Annotated in this window: 23 protein-coding genes; 18 read left to right on the top strand and 5 right to left on the bottom strand. The window is 66.5% G+C overall.

Annotated elements, in window-relative coordinates; genetic code table 11:
* Positions 1-103 precede the first annotated feature (103 nt).
* Together ACM0PB_RS07930 and parE are read right to left on the bottom strand one after the other, a co-directional pair.
* Positions 104-682, bottom strand: coding sequence for a GNAT family N-acetyltransferase (locus ACM0PB_RS07930; protein ID WP_065179306.1), 579 nt, complete (start codon positions 680-682; stop codon positions 104-106).
* 125 nt (positions 683-807) lie between these two features.
* The gene (parE, locus tag ACM0PB_RS07925; RefSeq protein ID WP_005416021.1) at positions 808-2697 is read right to left on the bottom strand and encodes a DNA topoisomerase IV subunit B; all 1890 of its coding nucleotides are present in this window, start codon (positions 2695-2697) and stop codon (positions 808-810) included.
* 171 nt (positions 2698-2868) lie between these two features.
* On the opposite strand from parE, the gene ACM0PB_RS07920 reads away from it, so the two are divergent.
* From ACM0PB_RS07920 to truD, 10 genes are all read left to right on the top strand, one after another.
* The gene (locus ACM0PB_RS07920) at positions 2869-3102 is read left to right on the top strand and encodes a hypothetical protein (protein WP_005416022.1); all 234 of its coding nucleotides are present in this window, start codon (positions 2869-2871) and stop codon (positions 3100-3102) included.
* A 400-nt stretch (positions 3103-3502) separates the two neighbouring features.
* Positions 3503-5167 carry a CTP synthase gene (pyrG, locus tag ACM0PB_RS07915; RefSeq protein ID WP_005416023.1) on the top strand — a complete coding sequence of 555 codons (1665 nt, stop codon included), beginning with the start codon at positions 3503-3505 and terminating at the stop codon, positions 5165-5167.
* Between the two features lie 89 nt (positions 5168-5256).
* The gene (gene kdsA, locus ACM0PB_RS07910) at positions 5257-6087 is read left to right on the top strand and encodes a 3-deoxy-8-phosphooctulonate synthase (RefSeq protein WP_279946395.1); all 831 of its coding nucleotides are present in this window, start codon (positions 5257-5259) and stop codon (positions 6085-6087) included.
* Entirely contained in the window at positions 6084-6431 is a 348-nt protein-coding gene (locus tag ACM0PB_RS07905; RefSeq protein WP_065179304.1) for a hypothetical protein, read from the top strand. Before kdsA ends, ACM0PB_RS07905 begins: the two co-directional genes overlap by 4 nt.
* Positions 6431-6760 carry a hypothetical protein gene (locus ACM0PB_RS07900; RefSeq protein WP_053500063.1) on the top strand — a complete coding sequence of 110 codons (330 nt, stop codon included), beginning with the start codon at positions 6431-6433 and terminating at the stop codon, positions 6758-6760. The genes ACM0PB_RS07905 and ACM0PB_RS07900 overlap by 1 nt, the downstream gene beginning before the upstream one ends.
* 96 nt (positions 6761-6856) lie before the next feature.
* Complete coding sequence (gene eno, locus ACM0PB_RS07895; protein WP_414604721.1) at positions 6857-8149, top strand: phosphopyruvate hydratase; 1293 nt, start codon at positions 6857-6859, stop codon at positions 8147-8149.
* Between the two features lie 4 nt (positions 8150-8153).
* Positions 8154-8507: a cell division protein FtsB gene (ftsB, locus tag ACM0PB_RS07890; protein WP_005416028.1), complete on the top strand. Its 354-nt coding sequence runs from the start codon at positions 8154-8156 to the stop codon at positions 8505-8507.
* Positions 8504-9202: a 2-C-methyl-D-erythritol 4-phosphate cytidylyltransferase gene (ispD, locus tag ACM0PB_RS07885; RefSeq protein WP_005416029.1), complete on the top strand. Its 699-nt coding sequence runs from the start codon at positions 8504-8506 to the stop codon at positions 9200-9202. Before ftsB ends, ispD begins: the two co-directional genes overlap by 4 nt.
* 34 nt (positions 9203-9236) lie before the next feature.
* Positions 9237-9734 carry a 2-C-methyl-D-erythritol 2,4-cyclodiphosphate synthase gene (ispF, locus tag ACM0PB_RS07880; protein ID WP_414604720.1) on the top strand — a complete coding sequence of 166 codons (498 nt, stop codon included), beginning with the start codon at positions 9237-9239 and terminating at the stop codon, positions 9732-9734.
* Positions 9731-10762: a tRNA pseudouridine(13) synthase TruD gene (gene truD, locus ACM0PB_RS07875; RefSeq protein WP_065179303.1), complete on the top strand. Its 1032-nt coding sequence runs from the start codon at positions 9731-9733 to the stop codon at positions 10760-10762. Before ispF ends, truD begins: the two co-directional genes overlap by 4 nt.
* 84 nt (positions 10763-10846) lie before the next feature.
* On the opposite strand, the gene ACM0PB_RS07870 is transcribed toward truD, so the two are convergent.
* Entirely contained in the window at positions 10847-11386 is a 540-nt protein-coding gene (locus ACM0PB_RS07870) for a Smr/MutS family protein (protein WP_005409007.1), read from the bottom strand.
* Between the two features lie 209 nt (positions 11387-11595).
* On the opposite strand from ACM0PB_RS07870, the gene surE reads away from it, so the two are divergent.
* The 5 genes from surE (at position 11596) to ACM0PB_RS07845 (ending at position 15121) form a co-directional block, all read left to right on the top strand.
* Entirely contained in the window at positions 11596-12375 is a 780-nt protein-coding gene (surE, locus tag ACM0PB_RS07865) for a 5'/3'-nucleotidase SurE (protein ID WP_005416031.1), read from the top strand.
* A complete protein-coding gene (locus ACM0PB_RS07860; protein ID WP_005416032.1) occupies positions 12372-13049 on the top strand; it encodes a protein-L-isoaspartate(D-aspartate) O-methyltransferase in 678 nt (225 codons plus the stop codon). The genes surE and ACM0PB_RS07860 overlap by 4 nt, the downstream gene beginning before the upstream one ends.
* Positions 13050-13067: 18 nt before the next feature.
* On the top strand, positions 13068-13682 hold the full coding sequence (locus ACM0PB_RS07855; protein ID WP_005416033.1) for a YqaA family protein: 615 nt from the start codon (positions 13068-13070) through the stop codon (positions 13680-13682).
* Positions 13679-14461, top strand: coding sequence for a peptidoglycan DD-metalloendopeptidase family protein (locus ACM0PB_RS07850; RefSeq protein ID WP_005416034.1), 783 nt, complete (start codon positions 13679-13681; stop codon positions 14459-14461). Before ACM0PB_RS07855 ends, ACM0PB_RS07850 begins: the two co-directional genes overlap by 4 nt.
* Before the next feature lie 171 nt (positions 14462-14632).
* Positions 14633-15121 (top strand): hypothetical protein, encoded by a 489-nt coding sequence (locus tag ACM0PB_RS07845; RefSeq protein ID WP_065179302.1) that lies wholly within the window; start codon positions 14633-14635, stop codon positions 15119-15121.
* Positions 15122-15149: 28 nt separating this feature from the next.
* On the opposite strand, the gene ACM0PB_RS07840 is transcribed toward ACM0PB_RS07845, so the two are convergent.
* On the bottom strand, positions 15150-15524 hold the full coding sequence (locus ACM0PB_RS07840) for an Mth938-like domain-containing protein (protein ID WP_005416036.1): 375 nt from the start codon (positions 15522-15524) through the stop codon (positions 15150-15152).
* 13 nt (positions 15525-15537) lie between these two features.
* The gene (gene yhbY / locus ACM0PB_RS07835; protein WP_005416037.1) at positions 15538-15843 is read right to left on the bottom strand and encodes a ribosome assembly RNA-binding protein YhbY; all 306 of its coding nucleotides are present in this window, start codon (positions 15841-15843) and stop codon (positions 15538-15540) included.
* Between the two features lie 65 nt (positions 15844-15908).
* On the opposite strand from yhbY, the gene rlmE reads away from it, so the two are divergent.
* The 3 genes from rlmE (at position 15909) to ACM0PB_RS07820 (ending at position 18833) form a co-directional block, all read left to right on the top strand.
* Positions 15909-16541 (top strand): 23S rRNA (uridine(2552)-2'-O)-methyltransferase RlmE, encoded by a 633-nt coding sequence (rlmE, locus tag ACM0PB_RS07830; protein WP_005409014.1) that lies wholly within the window; start codon positions 15909-15911, stop codon positions 16539-16541.
* 69 nt (positions 16542-16610) lie between these two features.
* Positions 16611-18545 carry an ATP-dependent zinc metalloprotease FtsH gene (ftsH, locus tag ACM0PB_RS07825; protein WP_005416038.1) on the top strand — a complete coding sequence of 645 codons (1935 nt, stop codon included), beginning with the start codon at positions 16611-16613 and terminating at the stop codon, positions 18543-18545.
* 102 nt (positions 18546-18647) lie between these two features.
* On the top strand, positions 18648-18833 hold the full coding sequence (locus tag ACM0PB_RS07820; RefSeq protein ID WP_065179301.1) for a hypothetical protein: 186 nt from the start codon (positions 18648-18650) through the stop codon (positions 18831-18833).
* Positions 18834-18987: the final 154 nt, after the last annotated feature.

The following is an 18987-nucleotide window of genomic DNA, read 5'->3' as shown; positions in this document are numbered from 1 at the left end:
GGTGGGCAGCGGAAGGGGATTGCGATGCTAGGCCGGTGGCGGCCCATGTCGTATGTGTCCAAAGGCATGGCCGTGCGTTGCGGCCGCTATTGGCCAGCTTGGGTCAAGCGGACAGGGCGGTTGCCGCTTTGTCATCGGCAAGCAGGCCATAGACGGCCGAGTCGGCCAGTTCCCCCTGGATGCGCCAGCGCTGGCGCAGCACTCCCTCGCGGCGGAAGCCCAGGCGTTCGAGCACGTGCGCGGAGGGTGCGTTGCGCGGGTCGATCTCGGCTTCCACGCGATGCAGGTGGAGGGTGCCGAACAGGTAGGCCAGTACCTGCTGCAGGGCCTCGTGCATGTAGCCCTGGCCCTGGCGATCGGGTGCCAGCAGGTAGCCGATCTCGGCGCGGGCTGCAGTGCGGTCCACTGCAAACACCACGCAGATGCCCAGCAGTGGACCTTCCAGCGATTCGCGCACGGCCAGCTTCAGCTGGGTACCGATGGCATGGGCGGCGAGATCATCGTCGATCTGTTCGCGCGCCTCGGCCTGTCGCGTCCAGGCCGGATGATTCCACCAGCGCATCACGTCGGGATTGGACTGCAGCGCGAACAGCGCGGCGGCGTCGTCACGGCGGATCGGGCTCAGGACCAGCCGTGCGCTGTGCAGCGGCAGGTCGGGGAACAGCAGCGAGTGGCTGGCCAATACGGTGGTCCACGCGGATGGACGCGCATTATGGCGCCGCCGGGTTTGCCGATGGGGGCGGCATGCCCGGGGCGGATGGGTCGGATCCCTTTCCCGGCGGGAAACGGATCCGACCCCGCGAGGGATCAGACTTCCAGCGAAGCCAGGTCGCCCTTCGACTCCAGCCAGCCCTTGCGGTCGGACGCGCGCTTCTTGGCCAGCAGCATGTCCATCAGCGAGCGGGTCTGCTCGCCATCGTCCACGGTCAGCTGGACCAGGCGGCGCGTATCCGGGTGGATGGTCGACTCGCGCAGCTGTGGCGGGTTCATCTCGCCCAGGCCCTTGAAGCGGGTGACGTTGATGGCGCCCTTGATCTTCTCGCGCTCGATCTTGTCCAGCATCGAGCGCTTTTCTTCCTCGTCCAGGGCATAGAACACCTGCTTGCCCACATCGATGCGGAACAGCGGCGGCATCGCCACGAACACATGGCCGGCATCGACCAGTGCCGGGAAGTGCTTCAGGAACAGCGCGGTCAGCAGCGTTGCGATGTGCAGGCCGTCGGAGTCCGCGTCGGCCAGGATGATCACCTTGCCGTAGCGCAGGCCGCTGATGTCGTCCTTGCCGGGGTCGCAGCCGATGGCGATGGCCAGGTTGTGTACTTCCTCCGAGGCCAGCACGCTGTTGGACGAGACTTCCCAGGTGTTCAGGATCTTGCCACGCAGCGGCATGATCGCCTGGAAATCCTTGTCGCGAGCCTGCTTGGCGCTGCCGCCTGCCGAGTCACCTTCCACCAGGAACAGCTCGGTGCGCGACAGGTCCTGGCTGATGCAGTCTGCCAACTTGCCGGGCAGGGCCGGGCCCTGGGTGATCTTTTTGCGGACGACCAGCTTCTCGGTCTTCAGGCGCGCGCTGGCACGCTCGATGGCGATCTGCGCGATCTTCTCGCCCAGTTCCACGTTCTGGTTCAGTAGCAGGCTGAACGCATCATGGGCGGCACCTTCGACGAAACCGGCGGCCTGGCGCGAGGACAGGCGCTCCTTCGTCTGGCCGCTGAACTGTGGGTCGGTCATCTTCAGCGACAGCACGAACGACACGCGGTCCCACACGTCTTCCGGGGCCAGCTTGACGCCACGCGGCAGCAGGTTGCGGAAGTCGCAGAACTCGCGCAGCGCTTCGGTCAGGCCGGTGCGCAGGCCGTTGACATGGGTGCCGTGCTGCGCGGTGGGAATCAGGTTGACGTAGCTTTCCTGCACCAGCTCGCCTTCCGGCAGCCAGGCCACGGCCCAGTCAACTACCTCGGTGTCCTTCTTCAGGTTGCCGACGAACAGATCGGCCGGCAGCGATTCGCGCTCGCCCAGCTCCAGCTTCAGGTAATCGCGCAGGCCGTCTTCGTAGTACCAGGTATCGACTTCACCGGTGGCTTCATCGGTCAGCTTCACGGTCAGGCCCGGGCACAGCACGGCCTTGGCGCGCAGCAGGTGCTTGAGCGCGCGCACCGCGAACTTCGGCGTATCGAAGTACTTCGGGTCCGGCCAGAAGCGCACGCGGGTACCGGTGTTCTTCTTGCCGACGCTGCCGACCACTTCCAGCGGCGTGGCACGGTCGCCGTTGCGGAAGGTGATGCGGTGTTCGGCGCCGTCGCGCTTGATGTGCACTTCCACCAGGGTCGACAGCGCATTGACGACGCTGACGCCGACGCCGTGCAGGCCGCCGGAGAAGGTGTAGTTGTTGTTGCTGAACTTGCCGCCCGCGTGCAGGCGCGTGAGGATCAGCTCGACACCCGGGATCTTCTCCTCCGGATGAATGTCCACTGGCATGCCGCGGCCGTCATCGCTGACCTCCACGCTGCCATCCTTGTACAGGGTGATCTCGATCGAACGGGCGTGGCCGGCGAGGGCTTCGTCCACCGAGTTGTCGATCACTTCCTGCGCCAGGTGGTTCGGGCGCGCGGTGTCGGTATACATGCCGGGACGGCGCTTGACCGGGTCAAGGCCGGACAGGACTTCAATATCGGCGGCGTTATAGCGGGCGTTCATCTGTCTTCGAAAGCTTGGAGCGACGGGCAAGTGTGGGGTCTGGCACGGGAATTTGCACGCCTGCGGTTCAGTCTCGGCGGCGCAGAGGAGGTAAAATAGCCCTCGCTGGAATCTGAACGCCGGCGGCCCCGTTGGGTCTGAACGTCCAAGCCATACCGCGAGGAGGACCTCATGAAGAAGTTGCTGACCATTGCGATCCTGGCCGCTGCCGCCGTTGCAGTGCCGCTGGTGGTGGCGCAGAACGCCGGCCAGCCGGCCCCGCAGCAGGGTGACCAGGCCGACAAGGCGCAGGCCGAGGCCGATGCCAAGGCCAAGCGTCGGGCCCAGGCCAATGCCGAAATGAAGGCGCAGGGCCAGCCGGCCCCGCAGCAGGAAGAGGAAGAGGAAGCGCGCAAGAAGCGCTGATCCCGCAACCTGCCAGGCGCCCTTGCGACAAGGGTTGCGCACCGAAACGCCCCGCCCAGCGGGGCGTTTTTTGTTGGATCGGCCGCACAAGCCCCTTGGGTTGGCGGCCATCAATCTGTAAACTATGGCTTTCCGGGAGTAAGTGCGTGTCCACCCTTTGCGAATGGGCTGGAGCGGCCAAGCGTGGCTTCCAGCATGGCGGGTCGCAGGTGACGGTCGATTTGACCGGCACGGTCGCCCCGACCTCGCACGATGGTTCCCGTCCGGCGCCTGCCGCCGCACGGATCCGCACCTCCCTCGCTGCCACAGCGAACCGGAAAACCCCCTCTGAGCACCATGCCCGCCCTCCGGGTGCGCGTGGTGCTGCCGTTTTCCATTTCCAGACAGGATGCTTGCAGCCATGACTCCCTTGATTTTCGTAACCGGCGGCGTGGTGTCCTCGCTCGGCAAAGGCATTGCCGCCGCGTCGCTGGCCGCCATTCTCGAAGCCCGTGGCCTGAAGGTCACGATGATGAAGCTCGACCCGTACATCAACGTCGACCCGGGCACCATGAGTCCGTTCCAGCACGGTGAGGTCTATGTCACCGACGACGGCGCCGAGACCGACCTCGACCTGGGCCACTACGAGCGCTTCGTGCGCACCCGCCTCAGCCGCAAGAACTCGGTCACCACCGGCCGCATCTACGAGAACGTGATCCGCAAGGAGCGCCGCGGCGACTACCTGGGCGCGACCGTGCAGGTCATTCCGCACATCACCGACGAGATCCGTCGCTGCATCGACGAAGCCACCGAAGGCTATGACGTGGCACTGGTCGAGATCGGCGGCACCGTTGGCGACATCGAGTCGCTGCCGTTCCTGGAGGCGATCCGCCAGGTGCGCACCGAACGTGGCCCGGAGAAGGCGCTGTTCATGCACCTCACCCTGGTGCCGTACATCGGCGCCGCCGGCGAGCTGAAGACCAAGCCGACCCAGCACTCGGTGAAGGAACTGCGCTCGATCGGCATCCAGCCGGACGTCCTGCTGTGCCGCTCCGAGCAGGCGGTGCCGGATTCGGAGCGCCGCAAGATCGCCCAGTTCACCAACGTTTCCGAGCGTGCGGTGATCAGCGTGCCGGACGTGGACGTGCTGTACCGCATCCCGTCTGGCCTGCATGCACAGGGCCTGGACGAAATCGTGGTGAACCAGCTGAAGCTGGCAGACAAGGCCGGTCCGGTCGACCTGTCGATGTGGGAGGACGCGGTCGACGCGACCCTGCATCCGCTGGATGAAGTGACCATCGCCGTGGTCGGCAAGTACGTCGACCACCAGGACGCCTACAAGTCGGTCGGCGAAGCACTCAAGCACGGCGGCCTGCGCCAGCGCACCAAGGTCAACCTGAAGTGGCTGGAAGCACAGGACCTGGAAGGCACCGACATGGCCGCGCTGGCCGATGTCGACGGCATCCTGGTGCCGGGTGGCTTCGGTGACCGTGGTTTCGAAGGCAAGGTGCTGACCTCGAAGTTCGCCCGCGAGCAGCAGGTGCCGTACTTCGGCATCTGCTACGGCATGCAGGCGGCCGTGGTCGACTACGCGCGCAACGTGGTGGGCCTGGAAGGTGCCAACAGCACCGAGAACGACCGCCAGTCGCCGAACCCGGTGATCGGCCTGATCACCGAATGGCGCACCGCCAGCGGCGATGTCGAGAAGCGTGACGACAAGAGCGACCTCGGCGGCACAATGCGCCTGGGCCTGCAGGAACAACGCCTGAAGCCGGGCACGCTGGCCCGCGAGCTGTACGGCAAGGACGTGGTCGCCGAGCGCCACCGCCACCGCTACGAGTTCAACAACCGTTACCGCACCCAGCTGGAAGATGCGGGCCTGGTGATCGCCGGCAAGTCGATGGACGACACCCTGGTGGAAGTGGTCGAGCTGCCGCGCGATGCCCACCCGTGGTTCCTGGCCTGCCAGGCGCACCCGGAATTCCTGTCCACGCCGCGTGACGGCCACCCGCTGTTCATCGGTTTCATCCGTGCCGCGCGCGAGCGCAAGGCCGGCGGCAAGCTGCTTTCCGAAGCGCGCGCCTGACTTGTGAATGGGGGCTTCGGCCCCCATCCTGCATGCTTCAACCCCCAGCGCACCGGCCCGTCCGGTGCTGCGGACAACAAGGAAACGCCATGAAACTGTGTGGATTCGAGGTCGGGCTGGACCAGCCCCTGTTCCTGATCGCCGGCCCCTGCGTGATCGAGTCGATGCAGCTGCAGCTCGATACCGCCGGCAAGCTGAAGGAGATCACCGACAAGCTCGGCGTCAATTTCATCTTCAAGTCCAGCTTCGACAAGGCCAACCGCACTTCGGGTACCGCATTCCGCGGCCCGGGCATGGAAGAGGGCCTGAAGGTCCTGGCCGAAGTGAAGAAGCAGATCGGCGTGCCGGTGCTGACCGACGTCCACGAATACACCCCGATGGACGAAGTGGCCTCGGTGGTGGACGTGCTGCAGACCCCGGCGTTCCTGGTCCGCCAGACCGACTTCATCCGCAAGGTGTGCTCGGCCGGCAAGCCGGTCAACATCAAGAAGGGCCAGTTCCTGGCGCCGTGGGACATGAAGCCGGTCGTGGAGAAGGCCAGGGCCACCGGCAACGAGCAGATCATGGTCTGCGAGCGCGGTGCCAGCTTCGGCTACAACAACCTGGTCAGCGACATGCGTTCGCTGGCGGTGATGCGCGAGACCGGTTGCCCGGTGGTGTTCGACGCCACCCACTCGGTGCAGTTGCCGGGCGGGCAGGGCACCAGCTCAGGCGGCCAGCGCGAGCACGTGCCGGTGCTGGCCCGTGCCGCGGTGGCGGTGGGCATCTCCGGCCTGTTCGCCGAAACCCATCCGGATCCGTCAAAGGCGCTGTCCGATGGTCCCAACGCGTGGCCGCTGGACCAGATGGAGGCCCTGCTCGAGACCCTGATGGAACTCGACGCGGTGACCAAGAAGCACGGCTTTTCGCGCTTCGCGTGAGTCGTGACCCGTGGGTGGCGCTGGAAACCCAGCGCCGCCGCCGGCACTGGAGACAGTGGCCGTGGGGCTTGATCGCGCTGGGGCTGTCCGCGGTGTTCACCGTGGGCTTGTTCTGCCTGGTGCTGATCGGCGCCGCGTCAGTGCGCCCACCGGGTGATGGCGGCAGCGCGCTCGATCTTCGGGCGTATTTCATTGCGCTTGTGGTCGGAGAGCTGCTGGCCAGCGCAGGGTGCGTCGCTTCGGCTGTGCTGGCCTGGCGATTGAACCGTGGCAAGGTACCGGCAGGGCTGGCGATCATCCTGCTTTCTCTGTGGATCGGCACCCTGTTCTACGGATGGCGTTGATGAATACGACCCCATCGGCGCGCGGCTGGCCCTGGGGCCTGATCGCGCTGGCGCTGTCCGTGTTGACCTGGATGGCCCTGGTGGTGGGCGTGCTGGCCTTCACCGCCGGCTTCCGGCCGCCCGGGGACGGAAACAATGGCGTGCAGGCCACGCAGTGGTGGATGCTGGGCGCGCTGGTCACGATGGTGCTGTGCTTTCTCGGCAGCCCGGTCGCGATGGTGTTGGCCTGGCGACGGCGGCGTGGCCCCATCCTTGCGGCGATTGCCGGTGCATTGCTGGTGATGCTGGTCTCGCTGGTCCTTATCGTGATCGGGTCGAGCTGGGGCTGATGCAGGCCACGCCATTTGGCAAGTGGCGGGCAGCCGGGGATAATCACGCGGCATTCGTTTTGTCGCCCCCTCTCCAGACAGGTAACCGGCCCGACCATGAGTACGATCCGCAGCATCCACGCCCGTGAAATCCTCGACAGTCGTGGCAATCCCACGCTGGAAGCCGAAGTCATCCTGGAGGACGGCTCGTTCGGTCGCGCCGCGGTTCCCTCAGGCGCCTCGACCGGCACCAAGGAAGCGGTCGAGCTGCGTGACGGCGACAAGACCCGTTACCTGGGCAAGGGCGTGCGCAAGGCCGTTGACAACGTCAACACCACGATTGCCGCCGCGCTGAAGGGGTTTGAAGCCACCGACCAGGCCGGCCTCGACCGTCGCCTGATCGATCTGGACGGCACCGAGAACAAGGGTCGGCTGGGCGCCAACGCACTGCTGGGTGTTTCGATGGCCGCCGCGCACGCCGCCGCCGCATCCAGCAAGCAGGCGCTGTGGCAGTACCTGGCTGCCCGGACCGGCATGACCCCGTCGCTGCCGGTGCCGATGATGAACATCATCAACGGCGGCGCGCATGCCGACAACAACGTCGACTTCCAGGAGTTCATGGTGCTGCCGGTCGGCTTCACCTCGTTCTCCGAAGCATTGCGCGCCGGTACCGAAATCTTCCATTCGCTGAAGTCGGTGCTGAAGGGCCACGGCCTGAGCACGGCGGTGGGCGACGAAGGCGGCTTCGCGCCGGACTTCCGCAGCAACGTCGAAGCGCTGGACACCATCCTCGAAGCAATCGGCAAGGCCGGCTACACCGCCGGTGAAGACGTGCTGCTGGGCCTGGACGTGGCTTCCAGCGAGTTCTTCGAGAACGGCAAGTACAATCTGGTCGGCGAGAACAAGCGCCTGACTTCCGAGCAGTTCGTCGACTTCCTCGCCGACTGGGCCGCGCAGTACCCGATCATCACGATTGAAGATGGCCTGGCCGAGAACGACTGGGCGGGTTGGAAGCTGCTGACCGACCGCATGGGCAAGAAGGTGCAGCTGGTCGGTGACGACCTGTTCGTGACCAACCCGAAGATCTTCCAGGAAGGCATTGACTCGGGCACCGCCAACGCGATCCTGATCAAGGTCAACCAGATCGGCACGCTCAGCGAAACCCTGGAAGCGATCGCCATGGCCGACCGCGCCGGCTATGCGGCCGTGGTCTCGCACCGGTCGGGCGAAACCGAAGACACCACCATCGCCGACATCGCCGTGGCCACCACCGCCACCCAGATCAAGACCGGCTCGCTGTGCCGCAGCGATCGCGTGGCCAAGTACAACCAGCTGCTGCGCATCGAGGAAGCCCTCGGCGCCGGCGCGCGTTACGCCGGTCGTGACGCGTTCGTTTCGCTGAAGCGCTGAGCCGATGCGCGACTGGCGCTGGATGCTGCTGGTGCTGGCCCTGTTGCTGGGCTGGCTGCAGTACCGCTTCTGGTTCGGTCCGGGCAATTCGGGTGAAGTGATGATGCTCGAAGCCCAGGTCGCCAACCAGGAACGGGACAATGAGGGTCTGCAGCAGCGCAACGACGCGCTGGCCGCCGAAGTGAAGGACCTCAAGGAAGGCCAGTCCGCCATCGAGGAACGCGCGCGCAGCGAGCTGGGCATGATCAAGCCCGGTGAGAAGTTCTACCGCGTGGTCGAGGATGCGCCGGTCCGTCCGGCGCAGCCCGCTGCAGGCGTCACTGTCCAGGCCGGCGATCACCCGGCGGACGTGCCATGAGCGCGGCGATCTGGGTGGTGGTTCCGGCTGCCGGCCGTGGCGCCCGCTTTGGTGCGCCGCTGCCCAAGCAGTACCTGCAGGCGGGCGGGCAGATCCTGCTCGCTCATACCCTGGACGCGCTGCTGGCGCATCCGGCCGTGGCCGGCGCAATGGTGGTGATCGGCCAGGACGACGGCGACTGGCCGGGCTGGAGCGAATGGGCCGGCAAACCGGTGCTGACCTGCATCGGCGGCGCGACCCGTGCCGCCTCGGTGCTGGCTGGGCTGCAGGCGTTGCCGGACTCGGTGCGCGCTGATGAATTCGTGCTGGTCCACGATGCCGCGCGACCCAACCTGTCGCTGGCCGATCTTGGCCGCCTGCTTGAAGTCGGTCGTGCCGATCCGGTCGGGGCGATCCTGGCTGCACCGGTGCGCGACACCCTCAAGCGTGCGGGCGACGACGGTGGCATCGATGGCACCGAACCGCGCGAGCGGCTGTGGCGTGCACTGACACCACAGCTGTTCCGCCGCCACCAGCTCAGCCGCGCGCTGTCCGACGCCGCCGCTGCCGGTGTTGAAGTCACCGACGAGGCCATGGCCATGGAGCGCCAGGGCCAGCGCCCGCTGCTGGTGGAAGGCAGCGAGGACAACTTCAAGGTCACCACCCCGGCCGATCTGGACCGGTTCGAATTCGTACTTTCCCGCCGCGCCGGCTGACTGCCCGCGCGGCCCTGCTGCAAGGGCTGCATCCATGAGCACCGCACCGTTCCCGCCCGTCCGTATCGGCCAGGGCTACGACGTCCATGCCTTCGGTGAAGGCGATCACATCATGCTCGGCGGAGTGAACGTGCCGCACAGCTGCGGCGTGCTGGCGCACAGCGACGGCGACGTGATCCTGCACGCCCTGTGCGATGCCATGCTCGGTGCGCTGGCGCTGGGCGATATCGGCCAGCATTTCCCGCCGAGCGATGATCGCTGGAAGGGCGCCGACAGCAGCGATTTCGTGCGCCATTGCGACAGCCTGCTGCGCGAGCGTGGCTGGCGCGTTGGCAACACCGACATCACCGTGATCTGCGAGCGGCCGAAGGTTGGCCCGCATGCGCTGGCCATGCGTGAGCGCATTGGTGGGTTGCTGCAGCTGCCGCTGCACGCGGTCAGCGTCAAGGCGACCACCTCGGAGAAGCTGGGCTTCACCGGCCGCGGCGAAGGCATCGCCGCGCAGGCGGTCGTGTTGCTGGTGGCGGCATGATCCCGCTGCCGTTGGCGTTTGGTGCGCCGCTGTTGACGGCGCGCATCCGCACCACGCCGGACGATTTCCAGGTGGATGAACTGCCGGCCTTCGAGGCCACCGGTGAAGGTGAGCACCTGTTGCTGCACATCCGCAAGCGCGGCGCCAACACTGTGCATGTGGCCAAGCTGCTGGCCAAGTGGGCGGGCCTGCCGGAAATGGCGGTGAGCTACGCCGGCATGAAGGATCGGCATGCGGTCACCACCCAGCGTTTCAGCGTGCACCTGCCCAAGCGCGTCGCGCCGGATCTGGCCGAGCTGGCCAGTGATGAGATCGAAGTGCTCGAAGCGACTTGGCACAACCGCAAGCTGCAGCGTGGTGCACTGGCCGGCAACCGCTTCAGGCTGGTGCTGCGCGAGGTGCAGGGCGATGCTGCGGCGATCAGCGAGCGCCTGCAGCAGATCGCCGGGCGCGGCCTGCCGAACTGGTTTGGCGAGCAGCGCTTCGGCCGCGACGGCGGCAACGTGCCTGCCGCATTGGCGATGTTCGGTGGCCGCCGCATGCGCAAGGACCAGCGTTCGCTGCTGCTGTCAGCCGCCCGCTCGGCGCTGTTCAATCGTGTGCTCGCCGCGCGCGTGGAGCAGGGCAACTGGGATCAACCGCTGGACGGTGAAGTGTGGATGCTCGATGGCAGCCGCAGCGTGTTCGGCCCCGAACCCTACACCGACGTGCTGGCCGAGCGCCTGGCGCGTTTCGACATCCATCCCAGCGCGCCGCTGTGGGGCGAAGGAGAGCTGCGCAGCGCCGACGCTGCACGTGAGCTGGAGCTGGCCGCGCTGGACGACGAGGAATCGAAGGCGCTGCGCGCTGGCCTGGAAGACGCACGGCTGAAGCAGGAGCGCCGCGCGCTGCGCCTGCGCCCGGCATTGCTGCAGCATCAATGGCTGGCCAGTGATGTACTGGAACTCTCGTTCGCGTTGCCGCCGGGCTGCTACGCCACTGCCGTGCTGCACGAACTCGGCCCCGTCGAAGACGCCGCGCAGGCCTGACAGAAGAAGGGGACGAAAAAAGGGGACGGAGGGAATTAAGTCGTTTGTGCCACAAACGACTTAATTCCCTCCGTCCCCTTTTTGTCAACGCCGCGCCAGCAACACCAGCACCGCGCCGGTGCCGCCTTGCCCGGTCGGCGCCGAATGAAACGCCAGCACGTCGTTGCGCAGCCGCAGCAGGCGATCGACCAGGTTCTTCAGCACCGGTGCACCGCCATCGGACTGCAGGCCCTTGCCGTGGATGATGCGCACGCAGCCATACTCGTGTGCATGCGCTTCCAGCAGGAACTGGCGCAGCAGGGTTTCCGCCTGCGCGGCGGTGGCGCCGTGCAGGTCCAGCTCATCCTGTACCGAATACTGGCCGCGCTTGAGACGCTGGAACAGGCGCGGTGGCAGGTTGTCGCGGCGGTAGCTGGCCACGTCGCCCGCTTCCAGCGGCGTACTGTCGCGCAGCAGCCGCGCAAACTCGCCCGCGGCTTCGGCCTCGTCGCGTTCGGCCATGCGTGCGCGCGGCTTCGGCCGGGGCGCAGCAGGCGCCGGTTCGGCATCCTTGCGCAGCGGCGTCACTTCACCGATGGCCGCACGGAACAGCGCGGCCGGATCTTCGTCTTCAGGGTGCGACATGCGCACAGGGTAAACCGCCGGCGCGGGTCTGCCTATGACGGTTCGATGTCGGCCGTGACCGCCGGCAGGGTAGGACCGGCGGCTCGCATGCGGCACAATAGACGATGCCCTTGCAGGGTCGACGGCTTCCGCAGGGGAGTACGACGGTCCCGCCCACACTGCACGGTGACGGAATCGAATTCTTGGAAAATCAAGCGGTTAAATCGAAGATGCGAATCCTGGTCAGTAATGACGATGGTGTCGACGCCGCAGGCATCCGGATGCTTGCTTCGGTCCTGCGCGAGGCCGGACACGAAGTCACGGTGGTCGCGCCCGACCGCGATCGCTCCGGTGCCAGCAACTCGCTGACCCTGGACCTGCCGATCCGGCTCAAGCGCATCGACCATTACACCGTCTCGGTGGCCGGCACGCCGACCGACTGCGTGCACCTGGCGCTGACCGGCCTGCTTGAATTCGAGCCGGACATCGTCGTGTCAGGCATCAACAACGCCGCCAACCTCGGCGACGACGTGATCTATTCCGGCACCGTCTCGGCGGCGATGGAAGGCCGCTTCCTCGGCCTGCCGGCGGTGGCGGTCTCGCTGGTAACCCGCAACCACGATCCGAAGCACTTCGACACCGCCGCGCGCGCCGCAGTGGAGATCGTGGCCCGGCTCAAGGCCGATCCGCTGCCGGCCGACACCATCCTCAACGTCAACGTGCCGGATCTGCCCTGGAGCGAGGTCAAGGGCTTCGAGGTCACCCGCCTCGGCAACCGCCATCGTGCCGAAGGCTGCATCGCGCAGAAGGATCCGCGCGGCAACGAGGTGTACTGGATCGGCCCGGCCGGGCGCGAGCAGGACTCCGGACCGGGCACCGACTTCCACGCGGTGCGCACCGGCCACATCTCGATCACCCCGATCCAGGTGGACCTGACCCGCTACCAGGCGCTGGAGAAAGTGGCCAGCTGGGTGGGTGGCCTCAGCGCCGCGCTGGACCGGCCGGCATGAGTCCACGCCTGCGACTGCAGCCGGAAGCTGTCGGCATCGGCATGACCTCGCAGCGCGTGCGTGACCGTCTGGTCGATCGCCTGCGCGAAGCTGGCATCGTCGACGAGTCCACCTTGAACGCAATCCGGGTTGTGCCGCGCCATCTGTTCATCGATGAAGCACTGGCCTCGCGTGCCTATGAGGACACCGCGCTGCCGATCGGCCATGGCCAGACCATCTCGCAGCCCTGGGTGGTCGCCCGGATGACCGAGGCGGTGCTCCAGGTCGCGCCGAAGCGCGTACTGGAAGTCGGCACCGGCTCGGGCTACCAGGCCGCCATCCTGGGCGCGCTGGGCCTGGAGGTCTACACCGTGGAGCGTATCGGTGACCTGTTGCGGCAGGCACGCAAGCGCTTCCGCGCACTGGGCATGAACATCCGCACCAAGCATGACGACGGTCGCGCCGGATGGGCCGAGCACGGTCCGTTCGATGCCATCGTGGTCACCGCCGCCGCGCCTGCACTGGTCGATGAACTGGTCGGGCAGCTGGCTGAAGGGGGGCGCCTGGTGGCGCCGGTGGGTGGCCCGGGCGGACAGTCGCTGGTGCAGCTGGACCGCAAGCCCGATGGCAGCATCGAACAACGCGTGCTGGCGCCGGTCACGTTCGTGCCGCTGCTGTCTGGCATGCTCGACTAATCCACGGAGCAGGGTTGCATGAAGATTTTCGGGCCGCTGTACGAGCGGGCGATGAAGTGGGCGGCGCACGAACGCGCGCCGACCTACCTGACGGTACTGAGTTTCTTTGAAGCGATCATCTTCCCGGTGATGCCGGAAGTGATGCTGGCACCGATGTGCGTGGCCCAGCCCAAGCGTGGCTGGTGGTTCGCCACCCTCAGCCTGGCGGGCTCGATGGTCGGCGCGCTGGTGGGTTACGCGCTGGGTCATTACGCTTTCGAGGCGATCAAGCCGGTGTTCGAGGCGCTGGGCATGCTTCCGGCGATCGAGCAGGGCATCACCACCGTGCAGGCGAAGATGGCCGAATCGCCGTGGGCGGTGTTCACCTTCCTGGTGCTGGGCGGCTTCATGCCGATCCCGATGAAGGTCTTCACGTGGGCATCGGGTATCGTCGGCGTACCGATGCCGCAGTACCTGTTGAGCATGTTGATCGGTCGTGGCAAGCGCGTGTTCGTGCTGGCCGCGGTCATCCGTATCGGTGGTGCGCGTGCCGAAGCGGCGCTGCGTCGCTGGATTGAACCGCTGGGCTGGATCGCCACCGTGCTGGTGGTGGTGCTGATCGCCTGGCTTGTATGGAGGTCGAAGTTCGCATGAATCCTGATCGTCTGAGCAAGGGAGTGCGCATCGGCGCGCTGGCGTTGCTGGTTTCCACACTGGCCGCCTGCGGTACCGCCACCGTGGTCCGCCCGGGCGGCGGCAACGCTGGCGGCGTGACCACGCCGAAGACCTCGGTACCCAAGCCCGGGCAGACCGTGGTGGTGCGCAAGGGCGACACCATCTATGCGCTGGCCCGCATCCATGACATCACCCCGGCCGACCTGATTGCCTGGAATCGTCTGGACAACCCGTCGACCATCTACCCCGGCCAAGTGATCCGCCTGTATCCGCAGGGGGCCACCAGCGGCCGTGCGCCGACCACGGTGGTCACCCCGCCGCGTTCGGCTGGCAGCAGTGGCGGCAGCACCGCGCCGGCCCCGGCGCCGGTCGGGCCGGTGAAGAGCAACATCGCCTGGCGCTGGCCAGCCGATGGCGCGATCGTCGGCCGCTACGTGGCCGGTGACGCGACCAAGCAGGGCGTCGACATCGCCGGCACCAGCGGCCAGCCGGTCAAGGCAACCGCCAACGGTGTGGTGGTGTACTCCGGTGCCGGCCTGGTCGGCTACGGCGAACTGATCATCATCAAGCACAGCGACCAGTGGCTGTCCGCCTATGGTCACAACCGCAAGCGCCTGGTCAATGAAGGGCAGAGCGTGAAGGCTGGCGAGCAGATCGCCGAAATGGGCCGCACCGGTGCGAACCGCGACATGGTCCACTTCGAGATTCGCTACAACGGCAAGCCGGTCGATCCGCAGCAGTACCTGCCGGCACGTTGACGCGGTTGGAACAGGGAGTGCCGGGCCATGCCTGGCGTTCCTGACCTGTAGAGCCGTGCTCGACTCAGCGACTGCGGAGCGGTCGTTTGCGATCCTGTGTGCCGCAGGCTCACCTTCACGGCGGACCGGATACCCGGCATTCTTGAGCGGTCCCAGTCGACCCGGTACCCCATGCTGCGTCCTGCTTCCGTTCTCGCCTTGCTGATCGTCGCGCCGCTGGTCACCGCGGCCAGCGATCCGCGCGACGTGGTCACCCGTCTTTACGCCGTAGTCCAGGCGCCGGCTTCAGATGAAGCGGCCATCCCGCCGTCGCTGGGCGATGCCCTGCGCTCGGCGGTCGATGCGCAGCATGCTTACGAGCGGGCCTGCACCGCGCTGGCCGCGCACGACGAGAAGCCGCACATGCTCGACCAGAGCCTGTATCTGCTGGCGCCGGACCGACCGGACACGGTCGCGGTGGGAATGCCCGAATCGAGGGGTGACGCGACCTGGATCCGCGTCGACATGGCAGTGGGCGACTATCGATGGACCGACCGGGTCCTGCTGCAGCGGCAGGACCGGGACTGGAAGGTCATGGATATCCGCTGGGGGCAGGGCGGCCACCTGATCGGTCGGCTCCAGGAGTTCTCGGCATTCCGCTGCGCGCCTTCAGGCCGCTAGGGGCCGGAGGCACCGGTGACTCGAGAACTCAGCCTTCCAGAATGAAAGCAGCCGCGACCTTGCGGCCTTCGCCTGCCAGGATGTTGAAGGTGCGTGCGGCGGCTGGATTGTTCATCACTTCCAGGCCGATGCCGCGTGACAGGCAGGCGGCCATCACCACCGCCGATGGGAACACCTGGCGGTCACCGGTACCCAGCACGATCAGCGCCGGGTTCAGCGCCAGGATCGGCTCCAGGTCCGCCAGCTGCAACGCAGCGGCGCTCGCCACCGGCCAATGCGCGACCAGCTGGTCCGGGGTCAGGAAGAAGCTCCCGTCCAGCACCTGGTCATTGACCTTGGCCGAGCGGCCATCGGCGGCGCGCAGGCTGTAGGCGTAGTCGGGCGGTTCGTGGTTCAGCTGCATGACGGTAGGGCGATCAGCCGCGCGGCAGCACGATCTGGCGCTGTTCCCTGCTCGGGCGGTACAGCACGGCGACGTGGCCGATGCGCTGCACCAGAGCGCTCTCGGTGGCTTCGACGATCTCGCCGATCATCACGTCACGGGCGTCGCGATCCTCGGCAGCGACCTTCACCTTGACCAGCTCGTGGCGCTCCAGCACTTCGTTCAGCTCAGCGATGAAGGCCGGGGTCACACCCTTGCCGCCGGTCTGCAGGAGGGCCTTCAGGTCGTGGGCTTGGCCGCGCAGGAAACGGGTCTGGGAAGCGGTCAGGGCGATGGACATGCAGGAAAACACGGTTGAATGGGGCGATCAGGGTATCATGAGGACCCCATCAGCCCCTATTTTCAATGGCTACCCGCAGCAAAAGCAGCCAGCGCTGGCTCAAGGAACACTTCTCCGACCCCTTCGTGAAGAAGGCGCAGGCCGAAGGCATGCGCTCGCGCGCCGCCTACAAGCTCGAAGAGCTGCTTGAACGTGACCGGCTGCTGAAGCCGCACATGGTGGTGGTCGACCTCGGCGCGGCGCCGGGTGGCTGGTCTCAGCAGGTTAGGAGACAGATCGGCGACACCGGCCGCGTGCTGGCCCTGGACATCCTGGACATGCCGCCGCTGGCCGGCGTGGAGTTCCTTCATGGTGACTTCAGGGAAGAAGCCGTCCTATCGCAGTTTGAAGCCATGCTCGGGGATCAGCCGGTAGACCTTGTGCTGTCGGACATGGCCCCCAATAAGAGTGGTGTGGGCGCGGTCGACCAGCCGCGGATGATGCACCTGGCGGAGCTGGCCCTGGATTTTGCCGACAACCACCTGAAGACCGGTGGGGCATTCCTGATCAAGCTGTTCCAGGGCGAGGGCTTTGACGACTACGTGCGCGACATGCGCCGCCGGTACGACAAGGTCTCCATCCGCAAGCCGGAAGCCTCGCGCAAGCGCTCTCCCGAGGTGTACGCCTTGGGTCAGGGAAAACGCGCCCACATGAAGTAAGCTCGCAATGTACGCAAGTTCGACCCCCACGCAACGCCAGCACTGAGAGGAACACCGGAGCCAATGAGGATGAACGACTTGACCAAGAACCTCCTGCTATGGGTGGTCGTCGCCGTCGTGCTGATGGTGGTCTTCCAGAGCTTCTCGCCGAAGTCCTCCGGAGCCGGCGCGCAGGGTGCGTCGTACTCGCAGTTCCTGGACCAGGTGGACAGCGGCAACGTGCAGAAGGTCGCCTTTGGCGGCGACATGCGCGGCGGCACCAGCCAGCTGACCTACACCACCCGCGGCGGGCAGACATCCACCATCACCGCACCGTTCGATCGCGACCTGATCAACGTGCTGCGCACCAAGAACGTGGAGATCGTGCAGGAGGAGCCGTCCAGCGGCATCTCCCTCGGCGCGATCCTGATGAATTTCCTGCCGGTCATCCTGATCATCGGCTTCTGGTTGTTCATCATGCGCCAGATGCAGGGCGGTGGCGGCGGTGCCAAGGGCGCGATGTCCTTCGGCAAGTCGCGCGCCAAGCTGCAGGGCGAGGACCAGATCAAGGTCACCTTCGCCGACGTCGCCGGCTGCGACGAGGCCAAGGAAGAAGTGGGCGAGCTGGTCGACTTCCTGCGCGACCCGTCCAAGTTCACCAAGCTGGGTGGCAAGATTCCGCGCGGCGTGCTGATGGTGGGCCCGCCGGGTACCGGCAAGACGCTGCTGGCCAAGGCCATCGCCGGCGAAGCCAAGGTGCCGTTCTTCTCGATCTCCGGTTCGGACTTCGTGGAAATGTTCGTCGGCGTCGGCGCCAGCCGCGTGCGCGACATGTTCGAGCAGGCCAAGAAGCATGCCCCGTGCATCATCTTCATCGACGAAATCGACGCCGTCGGTCGCCACCGTGGCGCCGGCCTGGGCGGTGGCCATGACGAGCGCGAGCAGACCCTGAACCAGCTGCTGGTCGAAATGGACGGTTTCGAGGGCGGTGAAGGCGTGATCGTGATCGCCGCCACCAACCGTCCGGACGTGCTGGACCCGGCGCTGCTGCGCCCGGGTCGCTTCGACCGCCAGGTCGTGGTTGGCCTGCCGGACGTGAAGGGTCGCGAGCACATCCTGAAGGTCCACATGCGCAAGCTGCCGCTCGCCGACGATGTCGAGCCGATGGTGATCGCGCGGGGTACCCCGGGCTTCTCCGGTGCTGATCTGGCCAATCTGTGCAACGAGGCGGCCCTGTTCGCCGCGCGTGGCAACGAGAAGGAAGTCCGCATGGACCACTTCGACCGTGCCCGCGACAAGATCCTGATGGGTGCCGAGCGCCGCTCGATGGCCATGAGCGAAGAAGAGAAGACCCTGACCGCCTACCACGAAGCCGGCCACGCCATTGTCGGCCGCCTGGTGCCCGAGCACGACCCGGTCTACAAGGTCACGATCATCCCGCGCGGCCGTGCGCTGGGCGTGACCATGTACCTGCCGGAGGGCGACAAGTATTCGATGAACCGCGTGGCGATCAAGTCGCAGCTGTGCTCGCTGTACGGTGGTCGTGTGGCCGAGGAGCTGATCTTCGGTGCCGACAAGGTCACCACGGGCGCTTCCAACGACATCGAACGCGCCACCAAGATGGCCCGCAACATGGTCACCAAGTGGGGCCTGTCCGACCAGCTCGGCCCGATCGCCTATGGCGAAGAGGATGACGAGGTGTTCCTGGGCCGTTCGGTCACCCAGCACAAGAGCGTGTCCAACGACACCGCGCGTCGCATCGATGAGGAGGTGCGCAAGATCCTCGACGAAGCCTACGCGCGCACTACCGAGCTGATGACGGCCAACCTGGACAAGTTGCACGCGATGTCCCAGCTGCTGCTGCAGTACGAGACGATCGACGCGCCGCAGATCGACGCCATCATGGAAGGCCGCGATCCGCCGCCGCCGGCTGGCTGGAGCAAGTCGAACAAGGATGGTGGCAACGACAAGGGCGGCGACGCCCGCCCGCTGCCGCCGATCGCGGGCCCGGCCGAATCGCACTGACGGCCCGCTGCGCGTGACACCAGACGAGGCCGGGGCAACCCGGCTTCGTCGTTTCCGGGCTACCGGCCCATTCCGAAGAACCGAACTGACGCTGGAGCCCGCATGTCTGCCCCGAAGCCCGAACCGATTTCCCACACCGTCGAAATGGTCATCGCCACCGTGGTCGGCGTGGGTGTGGGCCTCGGAGCCGACAATCTGCTGTTGGGCTGCGTGGTGGGTATCGCGGTCGGCATCGTGCTGAGCATCGCCAGGACCCTGTACGTGGACCGCAAGCGTCGCCGCCGTTGAGGGTGTCGGCAGGGCTGCGCCCTGCACCCGTGGTAGTGCCGGCCGCTGGCCGGCAACCTCAGCAGCAACAGCAACAGCAACAGCAACAGCAGAAGCGGGCATTCCTTGGGGTGGCGGGGCGGTGTGGGTTGGCAGGACACGCCGTAAACCCCGC

Origin of the sequence: Stenotrophomonas sp. AR029, assembly GCF_047520695.2 — a bacterium.
In the GTDB taxonomy this organism is placed as follows: Bacteria; Pseudomonadota; Gammaproteobacteria; order Xanthomonadales; family Xanthomonadaceae; genus Stenotrophomonas; species Stenotrophomonas sepilia.
Note: the sequence above shows the minus strand (reverse complement) of the source record. Positions and strands in the feature narration are given on the sequence as shown.